Source organism: Microcella alkaliphila (assembly GCF_004216855.1).
Classification (GTDB): domain Bacteria; phylum Actinomycetota; class Actinomycetes; order Actinomycetales; family Microbacteriaceae; genus Microcella; species Microcella alkaliphila.
Map to the genome: position 1 here is coordinate 247,785 of NZ_SGXT01000014.1, position 16,523 is coordinate 264,307.

At 68.6% G+C, this 16,523-nt stretch carries 10 protein-coding genes; 2 read left to right on the plus strand and 8 right to left on the minus strand.

Going from position 1 to position 16,523, the window contains the following annotated elements; translation table 11 throughout:
• Positions 1-40: 40 nt before the first annotated feature.
• Entirely contained in the window at positions 41-2,167 is a 2,127-nt protein-coding gene (locus tag EV140_RS06915; RefSeq protein WP_130282360.1) for an acyl-CoA dehydrogenase family protein, read from the minus strand.
• A gap of 206 nt (positions 2,168-2,373) precedes the next feature.
• On the opposite strand from EV140_RS06915, the gene trxA reads away from it, so the two are divergent.
• On the plus strand, positions 2,374-2,772 hold the full coding sequence (gene trxA, locus EV140_RS06920; RefSeq protein WP_130282362.1) for a thioredoxin: 399 nt from the start codon (positions 2,374-2,376) through the stop codon (positions 2,770-2,772).
• On the opposite strand, the gene EV140_RS06925 is transcribed toward trxA, so the two are convergent.
• From EV140_RS06925 to EV140_RS06950, 6 genes are all read right to left on the minus strand, one after another.
• The gene (locus EV140_RS06925; RefSeq protein WP_198674368.1) at positions 2,769-3,362 is read right to left on the minus strand and encodes a GNAT family N-acetyltransferase; all 594 of its coding nucleotides are present in this window, start codon (positions 3,360-3,362) and stop codon (positions 2,769-2,771) included. The two genes, trxA and EV140_RS06925, sit on opposite strands and share 4 nt — an antisense overlap.
• Entirely contained in the window at positions 3,359-5,350 is a 1,992-nt protein-coding gene (recQ, locus tag EV140_RS06930) for a DNA helicase RecQ (RefSeq protein ID WP_130282366.1), read from the minus strand. Before recQ ends, EV140_RS06925 begins: the two co-directional genes overlap by 4 nt.
• A 92-nt stretch (positions 5,351-5,442) precedes the next feature.
• Positions 5,443-6,006, minus strand: a complete 564-nt coding sequence (gene epsC, locus EV140_RS06935; protein ID WP_130282368.1) for a serine O-acetyltransferase EpsC — start codon at positions 6,004-6,006, stop codon at positions 5,443-5,445.
• Positions 6,007-6,942 carry a cysteine synthase A gene (gene cysK, locus EV140_RS06940; protein ID WP_130282370.1) on the minus strand — a complete coding sequence of 312 codons (936 nt, stop codon included), beginning with the start codon at positions 6,940-6,942 and terminating at the stop codon, positions 6,007-6,009. It abuts the gene before it with no gap.
• A 150-nt stretch (positions 6,943-7,092) separates the two neighbouring features.
• Complete coding sequence (locus EV140_RS06945; RefSeq protein WP_130282372.1) at positions 7,093-11,127, minus strand: ExeM/NucH family extracellular endonuclease; 4,035 nt, start codon at positions 11,125-11,127, stop codon at positions 7,093-7,095.
• Positions 11,128-11,333: 206 nt separating this feature from the next.
• Positions 11,334-12,848 (minus strand): DEAD/DEAH box helicase, encoded by a 1,515-nt coding sequence (locus EV140_RS06950; protein ID WP_130282374.1) that lies wholly within the window; start codon positions 12,846-12,848, stop codon positions 11,334-11,336.
• A gap of 39 nt (positions 12,849-12,887) precedes the next feature.
• On the opposite strand from EV140_RS06950, the gene EV140_RS06955 reads away from it, so the two are divergent.
• Complete coding sequence (locus tag EV140_RS06955) at positions 12,888-13,352, plus strand: GNAT family N-acetyltransferase (RefSeq protein WP_241971338.1); 465 nt, start codon at positions 12,888-12,890, stop codon at positions 13,350-13,352.
• Here the strand turns inward: EV140_RS06955 and EV140_RS06960 are convergent.
• Positions 13,349-16,471: an efflux RND transporter permease subunit gene (locus EV140_RS06960; RefSeq protein ID WP_130282376.1), complete on the minus strand. Its 3,123-nt coding sequence runs from the start codon at positions 16,469-16,471 to the stop codon at positions 13,349-13,351. The genes EV140_RS06955 and EV140_RS06960 overlap by 4 nt on opposite strands.
• Between the last annotated feature and the right edge of the window lie 52 nt (positions 16,472-16,523).

The window sequence follows — 16,523 nt, forward strand, 5'->3', positions numbered from 1 at the left end:
CGCGAGCGAGTCACGGCGGGGGCGCCTTGGGGGGTCAGAGTTACTTGCGCGACTTCTTGCCGGCGAGCAGATCCTTCTCGTCGATGGGCGCAAGGCCGCGGGCGCGAAGGTCGGCATAGTGTGCACGCGCCTCCTCCTGCCGTTCCGCCTCGACGCCGGTCGCGATCTCGGCGCGGATGTGCGCATCCTCCAACAGGAACGCGTCGGTCAGCGCTCGCGCGTGCGGGCGAAGGCGCGGTAGCAGGCGGCCGTCGATGTAGTCGGTGATTGCCTGAGCGCGGTGCGACGAGAGGCGACCGTGCATGAGATACCAGGCGAGGTTCTTCTCGATGAGCGTGAAGCCGAACAGGTCGCGCAGCCACGTGAGCACGGTCTTCGTACCCGCGTGCTCGATGCGGTCGAGCGCCTCGGTGAATGCCTCCCACTGCAGCAGCTCGCCGTGCGCGCGGGCCGTCTCGATCAGCTCGTTCTGGTGACGGTTGAACAGCTCGGCCGCGTCCTTCTTGCTGAGCTTCGACGCCCCGCGGAGGCGGCCGGCGAGCTCGGCGACCATCGTCTCGACGCGGTCGGTGAGCAGTTGGCGCTGCGACGCGGTGTCGCGCACGTAGCCGACCGAGCGGGCGGTCGAGCCAAAGTCGGCGACCGACTGGGCGAGGCGGCGCAAGCCCGACTTGTTGAAGGCGCGGTCGCCGACCTGCTCAACGACATAGCCGGCGAGCGCCCCGGCGTCGGCCTTGGCGAACTTCTTGGAGTAGTCGGTGAGCAGGCGCTTGGCCACGAGCTGCAGCAGCACGTTGTTGTCACCTTCGAACGTGACGTACACGTCGAGGTCGGCGCGCAATTGCACGAGTCGGTTCTCGGCGAGGAATCCCTGGCCGCCGCACGCCTCTCGGGCCTCCTGGATGATGTCGAGGGCGCCCCAGGTGCTGAGCGGCTTGAGCGCCGCGGCAAGGGTCTCGAGGTCTTGGCGCGACTCGTCGGTGTCGTCAGCGCCCGAGAACACGGCGTCGAACTTCTCGAGGAACACCTCGTGGGCGAACGACATCGCGTAGGTCTGGGCGAGGCGGGGCAACAGCCGGCGCTGGTGGCGCTGATAGTCCATCAGGACGACCTCGTCGCTGTCGCCGCCGGCGAACTGCCGCCGCTCGGTCCCGTAGCGAATCGCGATCGTCAGGGCGAGCTTGCTCGCAACGGTGCAGGCACCGTCAAGCGACACGCGACCCTGCACGAGTGTGCCCAGCATGGTGAAGAAGCGGCGGCCGGGGCTCTCGATGGGCGAGGTGTAGACGCCGTTCTCGTCGACGTCGCCGTAGCGGTTGAGCAGGTTCTCCCGGGGCACGCGCACGTTGGTGAAGTGCAGGCGCCCGTTGTCGATGCCGTTGAGGCCTCCCTTGAGCCCGTCGTCTTCGCCGCCAACGCCGGGCAGGAACTCGCCTTTGTCGTCACGAATCGGCACGTAGATCGCGTGCACACCGTGGTTGACGCCGCGCGTGATGAGCTGCGCGAACACGACGGCAGCCTTCGCGTGCAGTGCGGCGTTGCCGAGGTAGTCCTTCCAGGCGGCGCGGAACGGAGTGTTGATGACCCACTCATCAGTGGCGGGGTCATAGGTCGCAGTCGTGCCGACGGCCGACACGTCGGAGCCGTGCCCCGTCTCGGTCATGGCGAAGGCGCCGGGAACCTCGAGGGTCAAGGTCGGGGGAAGCAGCCTCTCGTGGTGCTTCTCGGTGCCGAGGTGCTGAATGGCGGCGGCGAAGAGGCCCCACTGCACGCCCGACTTGATCTGCATGCTGGGGTCACCGAGCACGAGCTCTTCGAAGCTCGCGATGTTGCCACCGTTGTCTTCGTCTCCGCCGACCGACTTCGGGAAGGCGCGGTGCACCGAGCCGGCCTCCACCAGCTTGTGGAGTTGGCCGAGCACGCGCTCGCGGTGGGCGTCTTTGCCGAGCTCGGGGTCGCGGTGAAACTCGGGGCGCGTCATCAGTTCGCGTGCGTGCTTGCGTGCGTACGACCACTGCCCGAGTAGCTGTTCGCCGAGAGCGGCGACGTCGATCGTGAGGGGAAGGTCGACCTCTCCCGTGACCGGGGCAATGCCGGCGGCGTCTGCGGCCACGGCATCCTCGGTGGGCGTGGCGGGGCGGGTGCTGCTGTCGGTGAGCTGCGTCATGGTGTGTGTTCCGTTCGCACGTGATGGGCCGGCAGCAGGTCGCGCCGGCGCGTGGTAATTCCCACGGTAGAACTCGGGGAATCGTCGCGCTCGTTCGTGGTGGCTGGGCCACCATCGGCGCGGGATGCACGCGGTCGCGATTGTGGGGAATCTCACATACCTGGGCGATCACTTAGTGGGCGATCGCTTAGTGGAAGGATGGAGGCATGGCGACCATTGACCTGACCACTGCTGACTTTGAACAGACCGTCACGAAGGACGGCATTACGCTCGTCGACTTCTGGGCCGACTGGTGCGGGCCGTGCAAGGCGTTCGCCCCGGTGTACGAGCAGGCGAGCGAGCAGCACCCCGACGTGACGTTCGGCAAGGTCGACACGGAGGACCAGCAGGCGATCGCGGCAGCCGCGAATATCCGCTCGATCCCGACGCTCATGGCGTTCCGCGATGGCATCCTGGTGTTCGCCCAGCCCGGCGCACTGCCGGCACCCGCGTTGGAGCAGGTCATCACGGCGGTGAAGGACCTCGACATGGATGATGTGCGCAAGCAGGTCGCGGAGGCGCAGGCCCAGCAGGGCGACATCGAGACGCCTGAAGAGCTGCGCTAGCGGCGAGAGGCACAAATCCACTGCGCGGGCGCCCACCGATACAGCACGTGTGGGCGCAATGGATGACCGTCCGGAATATTCGGATGCGCAAAGTCACCCTCACGGTCACGCGTCATCCCGATGCGGGTCATCACGGCTATCGAGGGCAGATTTAGCTCTGCCGTGAACGAGAGCACCTCGTCGATGCCGAAACCGTGTGCGGCGGCCAGCACGCGGCGGGCGGCCGTCGACGCGGCACCGCGACCCCACGCCCATGAATCAAGTCTCCAGCCGATCTCGAATGCCGGCGTGAACGGCGCAGGGAACATCGCGCGCGCGAGCCCGACGTAGCCGGCGAATCGCCCCTCGACCTCGAGTGCCCACAAACCCCAACTGTCGGCGCGGTGCTGGGCGATGATGCGATCAACGAAAGCGTCGCTCTCGTCTCGTGATCTAAGCGAGGGGAAGAATCGCATCACCTCGGGGTTTGCGTTCATGGATGCAAACGGCTCACGGTCGCTCTCTCGCCATGCGCGGAGACGGGAGGGGTCCGCAGATGCGCCGGTAAGCTCCGCGCTCGGCTCGGCGTGAAGCGCAGCGTCGTCGATCACCAGTCGTCCGGCGGGGGCGGCTCGTCATCCGGCGGCGGTTCGTCGAGAAACGGCGGCGGTTCGGCAGCCGCAACCGGCCGGCCCGTTCGCGACGCGCGTGAGCGCGCCGACAGCGCCGCCGGGTCACTCGGAGTCGACACCTCGACGGCGGGCGGATCCTCCCCCCGCACGACGGCGAGGACAGCCTCACCGTACTGCTCGAGCTTCTTCTGGCCGACTCCGCTGATCTGTGCCAGTTCGTCGAGTGTCGACGGGGTCGTGAGCGCGATGCCCCGCAACGTGGCATCGCCGAACACGATGTAGGCGGGCACCCCCGCCTCGCGAGCGGTGGAGGCGCGCCACGCGCGCAACCGCTCGAACAGCCCCCCGGCCTCGGCCGGGAGGTCGGATACCGACGCCGACCGCTTCGACCGCGAACCGCCGCCCCCTGCCGCACGCGGCACCTCTTTGCGCAGGCGCACCGCACGCTCGCCGCGCAGCACGGCCCCGCTCGCCTCGGTGATGCCGAGCACCCCGTACTCGCCGCGCACCGCGATCAGGCCCTGCGCGAGCAGTTGACGCACCACGCCGCGCCACTCTTGTTCGCCGAACTCGGTGCCGACGCCGAACGTCGACAGCTCGTCGTGCCTCTGCTGCTGCACACGCGGCGTCTGCTTGCCGGTGAGGATGTCGACGAGGTGGCCTGCGCCATAGCTCTGCCCGCGCTCGCGCTCGAGCCGAACGATCGTCGACAACAGCTTCTGCGCGGGCACCGTGCCATCGATCGCCTCGGGCGGCGCGAGGCACGTGTCGCAGTTGCCGCAGCGACCGCCCGGCAGCTGCTGGCCGAAGTAGTCAAGCAGCTGCGCGCGGCGGCACTCAACCGTCTCGCAGAGGGCGAGCATCGCGTCCAACAGCTGCGACTGGCGTCGCTTGTGCGCCGGGTCGCCGTCGGCGCGGTCGATCAATTGCCGCTGCTGCACCACGTCCTGCAGGCCGTAGGCGAGCCAGGCGGTCGATGGCAGACCGTCACGGCCCGCTCGCCCCGTCTCTTGGTAGTAGCCCTCGACGCTCTTCGGAAGATCGAGGTGGGCGACGAACCGCACGTCGGGCTTGTCGATGCCCATGCCGAAGGCGATCGTCGCGACCATGACGATGCCCTCCTCGCGGAGGAACCGCGACTGATGGTTCGCGCGCACCGACGCGTCCAGGCCTGCGTGATACGGCAGCGCGGCGATGCCGTGTTCGGCCAGCTGCTGCGCCGTCTTCTCGACGCTTGCCCGCGACAGGCAGTACACGATGCCCGCCTCGCCGGGGTGCTCGGTGCGGATCAGCCGCAGCAGCTGCTGCAGCGGCTGGTTCTTCGGCTCGATGCGGTACTGAATGTTCGGCCGGTCGAAGCTCGCCACGAAGTGCCGGGCGTCGCCCAGGTCGAGGCGGGTCGCGATCTCTCGGGCCGTTGCGGCCGTCGCCGTGGCGGTCAGCGCGATGCGCGGCACGTCGGGCCACCGCTCGTGCAGCATCGACAGCGCGAGGTAGTCGGGCCGGAAGTCGTGCCCCCACTGCGACACACAGTGCGCCTCGTCGATCGCGAACAGCGCGATGTCGAGCCGCGACAGCAGCTCGGCGGTCGCCGGCACCGTGACACGCTCGGGCGCCAGGTACAGCAGGTCGACCTCGCCCGCGGCGAGCGCCTGCTCGACCGCACGCCGCTCGTCAGGGCTCTGCGTGGAATTCAGGAACGCGGCGCGCACGCCGACCGCGCCCAAAGCGTCCACCTGGTCTTTCATCAGGGCGATGAGCGGCGAGATGACGACGCCGACGCCGCGGCGCACCAGCGCCGGAATCTGGTAGCAGAGGCTCTTGCCGCCGCCCGTCGGCATCAACACGAGGGCGTCGCCGCCGCCCACCACATGGTCGATGATCTGCTGCTGTTCGCCTCGGAACGCCGGATACCCGAAGACCCGCTCGAGAACCTGCTGGGGGAGGGCTTCGGCGGTCGACGTCACCGACCCAGGCTAACGGCCACGGCCGACGCAGAGCCCGGGTTCAACGGAGCTGTGACCGGATGCGCGGGGCGCGGCGCTGTGGACGGGGACGATCAGATGTGGATGGCCGGGTCGATCCAGAATCCGTCGGCGCCGGCCGTTGCGGCCGCCCCGCGAGGCTTCGACACGGCGGGGATGCCCGTGGCGATGTGGTTCGGCGGCACGTCGCGGGCGACGAGTGCGAGCGCGCCCACCTGTGAGTCGTCGCCGATCGTGACGGGCCCGAGCACGGTGGCGTTCGCGCCGATGAGCACGTTGTTGCCGACAGTCGGGTGGCGCTTGCCCTTCGCAAGCGAGCGGCCCCCCAGGGTGACACCGTGGTACAGCATGACGTCGTCGCCGATCTCGGCCGTCTCGCCGATCACGACACCCATGCCGTGATCGATGAAGAAGCGGCGCCCGATGGTCGCGCCGGGGTGAATCTCAATGCCGGTGAGCCAGCGTGAGAACTGCGAAGTCAGCCGCGCGAGCAGGCGCAGGCGGGCGCGCCAGAGCCGGTTCGCGAGGCGATGCCACCAGATGGCATGCAATCCGCTCGAGGTGAGGAACACCTCAAGCGCGGAACGCGCGGCGGGGTCTCGCCGCCGCGCGTTCGCGATGTCTTCGCGCAGTGGCATCTACGCCCGCAGGTCTTCGTACAGCACGCTCGAGAGGTAGCGCTCGCCGTAGCTGGCGACAATCACGACGATCGTCTTGCCGGCGTTCTCAGGCCGCTTCGCGAGCTCGACGGCGGCGTGCACCGTGGCGCCCGACGAGATGCCAGCGAGAATGCCCTCCTCGGCGGCAAGACGGCGCGCCATCGACACGGCCTGGGTGATGTTGACGTCGACGATCTCGTCGTAGATCTCGCGGTCGAGCACGGCCGGCACGAAGTTGGCGCCGATGCCGGCGATCTTGTGCGGGCCGGGGTTGCCGCCGTTCAGGATCGGGCTCTCTTCCGGCTCAACGCCGACGATCTGCACGTCGTCTTTCTTGCCCTTGAGGAACTGGCCGGTACCGGTCAGCGTGCCCCCGGTGCCGATACCCGAGACGAAGACGTCGACGGCACCGTCAGTGTCGTTCCACACCTCGGGGCCGGTCGTTTCACGGTGGATCTGGGCGTTTGCCTCGTTCTCAAACTGGCGGGCGAGCACGGCGCCGGGGGTGTTCGCGACGATCTCCTGGGCCTTACCGACGGCGCCCTTCATGCCCTCGCTGCCCGGCGTGAGGACAAGCTCAGCGCCGTAGGCCTTGAGCAGCATCTTGCGCTCCTCGCTCATGGTTTCGGGCATCGTCAGCACGACGTTGTAGCCGCGCGCGGCGCCGATCATCGCGAGCGCGATGCCGGTGTTGCCGCTCGTGCCCTCGACGATCGTGCCGCCCGGCTTCAGCTCGCCGCTCTTCTCGGCGGCGTCGATGATCGCGACGCCGAGGCGGTCCTTCACGCTCGCCGACGGATTGTAGAACTCGAGCTTCGCGAGCACGGTCGCCCCCGCGCCATCGGTCACGGCGTTCAGCCTCACGAGCGGGGTGTTGCCGAAGACCTGGGTGATGTCGTCGTAGACGCGGGCCATGATGCTCCTCGAAGTCGTAGTGGATCGGTGATGCAAGCGTAGAGGTCGCGTCGCCGAGTTGGCCGGGCACCGAAACCCCCCGACACAAACGGAACGGGGGCGACGGGTATTCCCCGTCGCCCCCGCCTCATGAGCGGATGCTCGTGCCGGTTACCAGAAGATGAGCGCGGTGATCAGGGTCACCAGAGCGTTCACCCACTTCGGCGCTCCGGGGATTGCCGGGGGCACGCGCCGCTCGTCCGTCTGCACGGTGAGGGTCTCGTACCCGTCGGCGACCACGGTCAGTTCGACCGACAGGTTCGCCAGGCGGTCGCCCGACTGCACCGTGTAGGTCGACCCCGTCGCGCCCGCGATCGGCTGACCGTTGCGCAGCCACTGGTAGCTCACGTCAACCGACCGCACGCTGTAGCGCCCGACGTCAACCGTCAGCGTCTTGCCCACCACAGCGGCCCCGACCAGCTTCGGCTTCTTCACGACCTCGATCTCGGGAAGCGGCTCGCCAGCCTCGATGAGCACCGGGATGCTCACCTCGGTGCCGTTGTCGGCGACCGTGATGACGACCTCGGCGACGCCTTCCACGCCGTCCGGCACGGTGAACGTGACGGTTGCGCGACCCTGCTCGTCGGTGTTGTCGACGATCGTCGGGTCGATGGCGGCCTCGGCGAGAACCTGACCATCGATGCTGACCGTGACGACAGCATCCCGGTCGCCGGCGTTCGTGAACAGCAGCGAGCTGAGCTGCAACTCGACGGTGTCGCCCGGCGTCAGCGTCGTACCCGAAATGTCGGGGCTGACCCCGATCGAGCGCTGGGCGACGTCGGGGGCGATCGGCGAGAACTCCGCGAAGTAGTCGACGAACGCCTGCAGGTCGATACGGCCCGAGTCGGCGCGGTTCGTGCCTTGCGCCAGGGTCGTGAACCCATCGCCACCGCTCGCGAGGAACGAGTTGGTGACGATGCGGATCGTCTGCGCGTCGGTCACGGTCGACCCGTTCAGCGTGATGGTGCTGATGCGCTCACCGCGCGGAGCGGTCGGGTCGTACGTGTACTCGAGCCCTGCAGACAGGCCGAGCTTCAGGAACGGACGGGTTGCACCGTCGGCCTGCCACTGCTCTTCGAGCACCGAGCGCAGCTGGGCGCCAGTGAGCTCCATGGTGAAGAGACTGTTCGCGAAGGGCTGCACGTTGGCGGCCTCCCGGAACGTGACGTTGCCGTCAGGGTCGCCCGCCCCACTGCTCGCGAAGAGCAGGTCGGCGCGCAGGCCACCCGGGTTCATGATCGCCACCTCGGTGTTCAGGTCGCGCGTCGCCCAGAGCTGAGCGTCGGCGACCAGGTTGCCGAGGGTGGAGGAGCCACCGCGGTTCTCGCTGCCATTGCCCTGCACGGCACGACGGATGTCGCTCGTGATCTCACCGAGGCTCACCGCTCCGGCGACCTCCGCGAAGGCAACGGCCTCCGCGACGATCGATGCGACCGCCGGATCGGGCTGCGCCGCTCCGGGCAGCGGGGCGACCGTCGAGGCGATGTCGACGAGCTGGCCCGACGCGCGGTCGACCGAGAGCGTGAGGCGCCCGTAGTGCGAGCCGTACTCGCCGCCCTGCGTCACGACCAGCGGCAGGTCGCGGCCGTCGACCGAAACCTCGTGATTGTAGACGCGGTGCGTGTGCCCCGAGACGACGGCGTCGACGTTACCGGCGATACCCGTCACGAACGAGCCGAACTCGGAGTCGTCGGTCACCGACGCGATGTCTGCGGTGGCAGCACCCTCGTGAACGAGCACGACGATGACGTCGGCTTCACCGTTTGACTCGTCGCCATCACGCAGCTGCGTGGCGACTCGGTTGACGGCCTCGGTCATGTCGCCGAACTCGAGCGACGCGATACCCGCGGGGGTCACGAGCGTCGGCATCGCCTCGGTGAGTGCGCCGACGAAGCCGACGCGCACGCCGTCGAGCTCGGTCACCCAGTACTCGTCGTAGGCGGGCTCGCCGGTCTCGCGCTCGTAGATGTTGGCCGCGATGTACGGGAAGTCGGATGCCGGAATCACGCGGTCGTCGAGGTCGCTGCGACCCAGGTCGAACTCGTGGTTGCCGATCACCGTCACGTCCAGACCGATCGCGTTGAGCACGTCGATCGTCGGCTGGTCCTGCTGGATGAATGAGGTGAAGGTCGAGGCTCCGATGTTGTCGCCGGCCGACACGAACAAGGAGTTCGGGTTCTGGGCGCGCACATCGTTGACGAGACCGCCGAGCACCGCGGCACCACCGACATTCGTTCCCGCCTCGATACGGCCGTGCAGGTCGTTGATGGTGACGATGTCAATCTCGACCGGTGCGACCTCGGTCGACAGGCCGACGACGATCGGGTCGTGATCGCTCGAGCGGTACACCGAGGTGCCGTCCGTCGCGCCGAAGCGGTACTCGCGGTCGCCCCACTCGGCGGCGTTGATGTCCCACACGCCCACACCGGTCACGTTGGCGGCGATTGCCGGGCTCGCGATGATGTGGTCGAGCGAACCGAGCTCGCCGTTGAAGGTGTAGGTGTACTGCCCCTCGGTGCGCTCGTCGACGAGGCTGGTCCAGCCCGCGTCGGCGAAGACCGCGATCGGGTCTTCCTGGCTGTAGGCGTTGAAGTCGCCGAGCAGGAGGATGTTCTCGCCGCGCTCGTCGTCGGCGGCGATCTCCTCTGCGAAGGTCTTCAGCGCCTCGGCCTGGTTGACGCGGTCAGCGTTGAAGAAGCCTTGTCCGTCGGCGGGCTCGACACCCGATCCGCTCTTCGACTTGAAGTGGTTCGCGACGACCGTGAAGCGGTAGCCGTCAGCGTCGAAGGTGGCGGCGAGCGGTTCGCGCGCGTTGAACCACACGCTCTCGTCGACCTGGGTGATCATGTCGCCGACGAGGTCGACCGACCCCGGCTTGAAGATGATCGCGTTGGTGATGAAGTCGGTGAGGTCGGCGTCGTTCAGCACCTCGGCCGTGGGGACGTAGTCCCACGTACCGGCGCCAGCCGCGGCGTTCAGCGCGTCAACCAGCTGGCCAACGGCCTGGTCGAGCGGCTTGCCGAGCGTGACCGAGTTCTCGATCTCTTGCAGACCCACGACGTCGGCGTCGAGCGCGTTGATCGCCGCGACGATCTTCGCCTCCTGGCGCTGGAACTCGGCGGCGGTTCGCGCACCGCGGGCGTTCGAGTTCTCGCTCGTCAGGGTCGTGAAGTAGTTGAGCACGTTGAAGGCGGCAACGGTGACGTCTCCGCCGACCTCCGGGGCCGCTTCGGGGCGCGGGTTGCGCGTCTCGAACTCGACGCCGAAGCCCTCGGGGCCCTCGCTCGAAATCGGCACCTGCGGCTGCAGACGCCAGTCGTCGAAGCCGTACTGCAGCACCATGCCGGCCTCGGGGAACACGACGGAGTCGCCGTTACGAACGATCTCGTCAGCCGTGAAGTATGGCTGCGTTCCGGGGTAGCGGCTGTTGTCGACACGGATGTTGTATCCGTCGTCGAGCAGGATGCGCGCGGCGCGGTTCTCGGCCGCGATCGCGTTCGCCTCGGGGCCGGGGCGCACCTGCTCGGTGCTCTTCACGAGCTCTTCGCCGGGGGCAAGCCACAGGGTGCCGAAGCTGAAGAGCTGATGCGTCGACGCGATGAGGTAGTCGCCGGTCGGCATGACGAGCATGTTCTCGAACTGCTCGCGGTCATCGCCGATCACGTCGGTCGGCAGCGGGGTCGGCTCGGGGAGCTCGACGTCGGACTCGACGAGCGCCACAGAACCCTCGCTGCTCGCCGTGATCTGCGTCTGACCGAAGTACTCGCTCACCGGACCGGTTACATCGACCAGGTCGCCGATGGCGACGTCGGGGTTGTTGCTCGATAGGAAGATGAAGATGCCGTCGGAGGCGCCCGGCGTTGCGTCATCGACGCCACCGGACCCCTGCGTTTGAACGACCATGCCGTTGTAGCCGCTGACGCCGCGGTAGTCGGCGGTGACGACGCCACGCACAGTGACGGTCTGGCCAACGAGCGGCGACACGTCGCCTGTGCCCTGCACGTCGGCAATCGGGGTGAGGTGGGTATCAGCAGCGGCGGGCGCAACAGCGACCACGCTGAGGCTGAGGCCCACCGCGAGGGCGGTGCCGAAGGCGGCCGCCCGGGCTGGCGCCGTGCGCCCGCCAGAGGGTGTGAGTTGTCTCATCGGTTCGGTGCTCTCCTTGGATAGCGTTTATGACGCTTCACGGATTGACCCCCGAATGGGGGCCGACAAGAGCGTAAACACAGAAATGTCTGTGAACCAAGCGCGCAGATGAGTAGTCACGCAGAGTTCACGATGGCGTTAGGCGCGCTCGCTGGCGAGGCGTCGCGCGTGAATTCTTCGGGAACGAGCCCCGAGCATCCCGATCGCTAGGCGCGCTGCGCGAGCTGCCGGATGAGGCGGTCGCCCGGCCGAACCGCGTCGAAGCGGGCCGTGATGTCGGCCCGCCCGAGCAGTTCTTCCAGCGCCGGGCGACGGCGCTGCGACACCAGGGTGACGACGAGCCCGCGGGCGCCGGCGCGGCCGGTGCGACCCGCGCGGTGCAGGTAGGCCTTGTACTCGTCGGGCGCGTCCGCCTGCACGACGATCGCGATGTCGTCGACGTGGATGCCGCGGGCGGCGACATCGGTGGCGACGAGAGCCGTGACGCGTCCGCTCGTCAGCTTGTCGAGGTTGCGCTGGCGGCGCTCCTGCGAGAGGTCGCCGTGCAGGGCCAAGGCCGCGATGCCGGCGTCGTCGAGGTGGTCAGCGAGCTCGTCGGCGAAGGTCTTCGTGCGGGTGAACACGAGCGCTTTGCCGTCGCCCGAGACGAGTTCTTCAACGACGGCGCGCTTGTGTCGCGGGTCGACGACGAGCACACGGTGCTCGGTGGTCGACGTCTTCTGCGTCTCGCCCGCGATCTCATACACGGCCGGGTCGCGCAGGAATTCGGCGACGAGCGCGCCGACGCGGGTGTCAAGCGTCGCCGAGAACAGCAGCATCTGCGACTCGCTGCGAGTGCGGCGCAGGATGCGCTGCACCGGTTCGAGGAACCCCAACTCGCACAGGTGGTCGGCCTCGTCGACGACGGAGACGAGCACTTCCGACAGGTCGAGCTTGCCCTGCTCGATGAGGTCTTCGATACGGCCGGGGGTGCCGATGATGATGTCGACGCCGCGCTTCAGCGCGCCCGTCTGACGACCCTGCGGCACACCGCCGTAGATCTGCGTCGTGAACAACCCGACGCTGCGGGCGATCGGCTGCACGGTGTCGTCGATCTGCAGAGCGAGCTCGCGGGTCGGCGCGAGAATCAGCGCGCGGGGCTTCCGACCCGGCAGCAGCTTCTTGGCGCCCCTGTTCTGCAGGAGCCGTTCGACGAGAGGCGCACCGAACGCGATGGTCTTGCCCGACCCGGTGCGGCCGCGGCCCAGCACGTGCCGGCCAGCCAGCACGTCGGGGATCGTCGCCGCCTGGATCGGGAAGGGCGACGTCGCGCCCTGCTCGGCGAGCGCCCGCACGATGTTCTGCCCGAGCCCGAGGTCAGAGAAGCTGAGCCCCGCCACCGACGCCGGGTCGACGAGGGTCGCCTTCAGCTTCTTCAGCACGACATCCGGCTGCAGCACGCGCGGCGTACGCGGGGCCGCATCGCGGGTCGCTGGCCGGGATGCGCGGGGCTCGGCGGGCGCGCGGTCGCGGCCCCGAGCATCCTCGCTGCGCTCCTGACGCTTGTGGCTGCCGGGTTTCGCGGGGCGCCCCGGCCCACCCTTCTTGCCGCGCTTCTGTTCGGGCTCGAAGGGCCGCCAGTCGGGGCGGTGCGTCTTCTTGCCCGTGCCGGTGCGACCGGACGACGCGGCGGCGCCGCTGCGCTTGCGCGGGTCGCGGGAGGATGAGGAGGGTCGGGCCATAGCCGCCCGAGCCTATCCCACGCGCATTACGCTGGCCCCGTGACGACCGTCGCCACCGAGCCCGCCGAGCAGCCCGACGTGCAGGCCATGCTCGACGAAGGCACCCAGCACGCGCTGAGCCTGTACCCGCCCGACTCGTGCTATCTGCTGAACGCGTCCGAGCTCGCGGCCGACGGCGTGACCGTCTGGGTCGCCCGCAGTGACGGCGGGGCCGCGCTCGGCATGGTCGCGCTCGTCGACGGCCGCGACGGCACGGCCGAGATCAAGCGACTCTTCGTGCGCGACGAGGCCCGCGGCCTCGGGGCCGCCACGATGCTGATGGATGCGCTGGAGCGGCACGCGCGCACGCTCGGCGCCGCGCGCATCCTGCTGGAGACCGGCCCCAAGCAGCTCGCGGCGATCAGCCTGTACGAGCGGCGCGGGTACGTGCGGATCGAGAACTTCGGCCCGTACGTCGGCGACGACTTCAGCCACTGCATGGCGCTCGAGCTCGACGGCCCCTAGTCGGAGGTCGTCGCGCGTTCCGCGGCGAGCACCGCCGCCTCGCGGGCGGCACGCTTCTCATCGCGACGTTCGCGCGCACCCTCGACGAGCCAGTACAGGGCCGGCAGCACGACGAGGGTCAGCAGTGTCGACGACACGAGTCCGCCGATCACGACGACGGCGAGCGGCTGCGAGATGAAGCCGGCCGTGCCGGTGATGCCGAGGCCGAGCGGCACGAGCGCGAAGATCGTGGCCGCCGCGGTCATCAGCACGGGGCGGAGTCGACGCACCGAGCCTTCGATGACGGCCTGGCGCACCGTCATGCCGCCCTCGCGGTACTGGTTGACGAGGTCGATGAGCACGATCGCGTTCGTGACGACGATGCCGATCAGCATGAGCACGCCGACGAGCGACGGCACGCCGAGCGGAATGTCGGCGATGACCTGCAGGAGGATCGCGCCGGTTGCGGCGAACGGCACTGAGACGAGCAGCAGCAACGGCTGACGGAGGCTCTTGAACGTCGCGACCAGGATCACGTAGGTGATGAGCAGGGCGACGAGCAGCGCGAGGCCGAGCTGCTGGAAGGCGTCGGCCTGCTGGGCTGCAACGCCGCCCAGCTCGGCGCGGGCGCCGTCGGGCAGCTCGATGTCGTCGAGCGCGGCCGCGAGCACGGCCGACGCGCTGCCGATGTCCTGCGTCGACGGGGTGATGCTGACGGTTGCACTGCGAATTCCCCGCATCGTGGTGATCGACTCGGGCCCGAGGGCCTCTTCGACCACCGCGACCTCACTGAGGGCGAGCGGCCCGGTCGCGGTGGGCAGCGTGAAGTCGCGCAGCTCGGAGATGGTGACGGGGGCATCATCGTTCGGGAGGAAGATGTCGAGCGTCGTGTCGTTGATCACGACGTCGCCGACGGGCGCGGGGAACATCGCCTGCGCCACGAGACCACCAATCGCCGCCTCGGTCAAGCCCACCTCGGCGGCAGCCACGCGATCGACCTCGATGGCGATGTACGGCTGCGTCTCGGACAGGTTGCTGGATGCTTCGGCCGTCACCTCGAGGTCGCTAACGGCGTCGAGCACGTCTTGGGCGGCCTCGCGCAGCGCCTCCTGGTTCGGCGCGAAGATCTCGACGTCGATGGTCGACGACGCGAAGCCCTGGTCGGCGGAGCGCACCGTGATGTCGCCGACACCCTCGAGGGCGAACAGCCGATCGCGCACCTCTTGCTGGAGGGCGACCTGGTCGGCGCTCTCATCGGTGGTGATCGAGTAGGTGATGTCGCTGCCGCGGCCGAGGAAGCCGAAGATGCCGCCACCCTGGCCGATCGACGCCTGCACGGTCTCGATGCCGTCGATCTCGAAGAGTGTTTCTTCGACGACCGTTGCCGCCTCGTCGAGTCGGTCGAGACTGGCCGCCGTATCCACGCTCTGCCGAACGGTGAGCGTGTTCTGTCCGCTGTCGCCGATGAAGTTGGTCTGCAACTGGGTGGCGAGCGCGCCGGTGCCGCCGAGCACGAGCAGGGCGAGTAGCAGAGTGGCGACGGGACGGCGCACGCTGAACCGCAGAGCGGGCAGGTAGCCGCGCTGGAGGGGCGTCGGGTTCGCCGACTCCTCCTCGAAGGTCTTCGCTGGCGCGTGCGAGCCCGCCTTCGGGCGGCGCAGGAACCAATACGAGAGCACGGGCACGATCGTGAGTGCCGTGAACAGCGAGGCGCCGAGGGCGATCGCCGTGGTCAACGCGAAGGGGCGGAACAGTTCACCCGTGATGTCGCCCACGAGCGCGAGCGGCAGGAACACCGCGATCGTGATGAGGGTTGACGACGTAATGGCGGTGGCGACCTCGCGCACCCCGTTCTGAATCGCCTCCATGCGCTCTTCGCCGAGACCCATGTGCCGCTTGATGTTCTCGACGACGACGATCGAGTCGTCGACGACGCGGCCGATCGAGATCGTGATCGCGCCGAGCGTCAAGATGTTGATCGAGTAGTCGGCCACCTGCATCCCGATAAAGGTCAACAGGATGGATGTCGGAATCGCGACGGCGGTCACGAGCGTCGAGCGCACCGACAGCAGGAACACCAGAATCACGATGACGGCGAACACGAGCCCGAGGGAGCCCTCGATCGCGAGCGCCTCGATCGAGCTCTCGATGAACGGCGCCTGGTCGAAGACGACGGTGAACTCGGTGCCCGAGCCGATGGCGGCGGCGATCGCCGGCAACGCGTTCTGCACGGCGCGGGAGACGTCGACGGTGTTGCCATCGGGCGTCTTCGTGATGCCGAGGGTGAGCGCGGGTTCGCCGTTGATGCGCGACAGGTTGTCGACCGGGTTGCTGACGATGGCCACGTCGGCGACGTCGTCGATCGTCGTGACGACGAGAGTGCCCTCGGCCGTCACCTCAGGCTCGTCGGCGAGCAGGGGCACGGCGGCGAGCGCGTCCACGCTCTCGATGCGCACGCCCGTCAAGACGGCGAGGGTGCGGTCGTTCTCGGTGATGGTGCCGGCCGGCAGCAGCACACCGTAGGCGTCGAGGGCGTCGACGATGTCGGACCGGGTGAGCCCGCGCTCGGCGAGGGCGTCGTCGTCGACCGTCACCTCGACGCGGTCGCCGACCGCGCCGAATACGCTGACTTCGCGAACGCCCTCAATGTCGGTGAGCTCGGGCACCGCCTGAACGTCGAGCGCGGCGGCGAGCTCTCCTTCACTGAGGCCGCTCGTGACACCCACTTGCACGACCGGGAGGTCATCGATCGACCCCGTGATGACCTGCACGTCGGCGCTCGACGGCAGGTCGAGGCGATTGACGGCGAGCTGCACGCGCTGCTCGGCGCGCGCAATGTCGGTGCCGAAGGTGAACTGCGCGGTCACGGTCGAGAACCCGGTCGATGACGTCGCATCGGATGCCTCGAGGCCGTCGACCGCTTGAATCGCGTTCTCGATCGGCGTCGACACGTCTTGTTCGACCGCATCGGGGGCCGCCCCCGGGTACTGGCTGATGATCAGCACCTGCGGGAAGGCGATCGAGGGAATCAGTTCCTGCTTGAGGCTCGTCAGCGCGAGTCCGCCGAAGACGCCGACCACGATCGTGACGAGCGCGATGAGCGCCCGGTTGCGCAGGCTGAAGGCCGACAGCTGAAACACGGGCGACTCCGGGTGAGGCGAAAAGGGGTGGTGGCAGGGATTGCGTCACGCG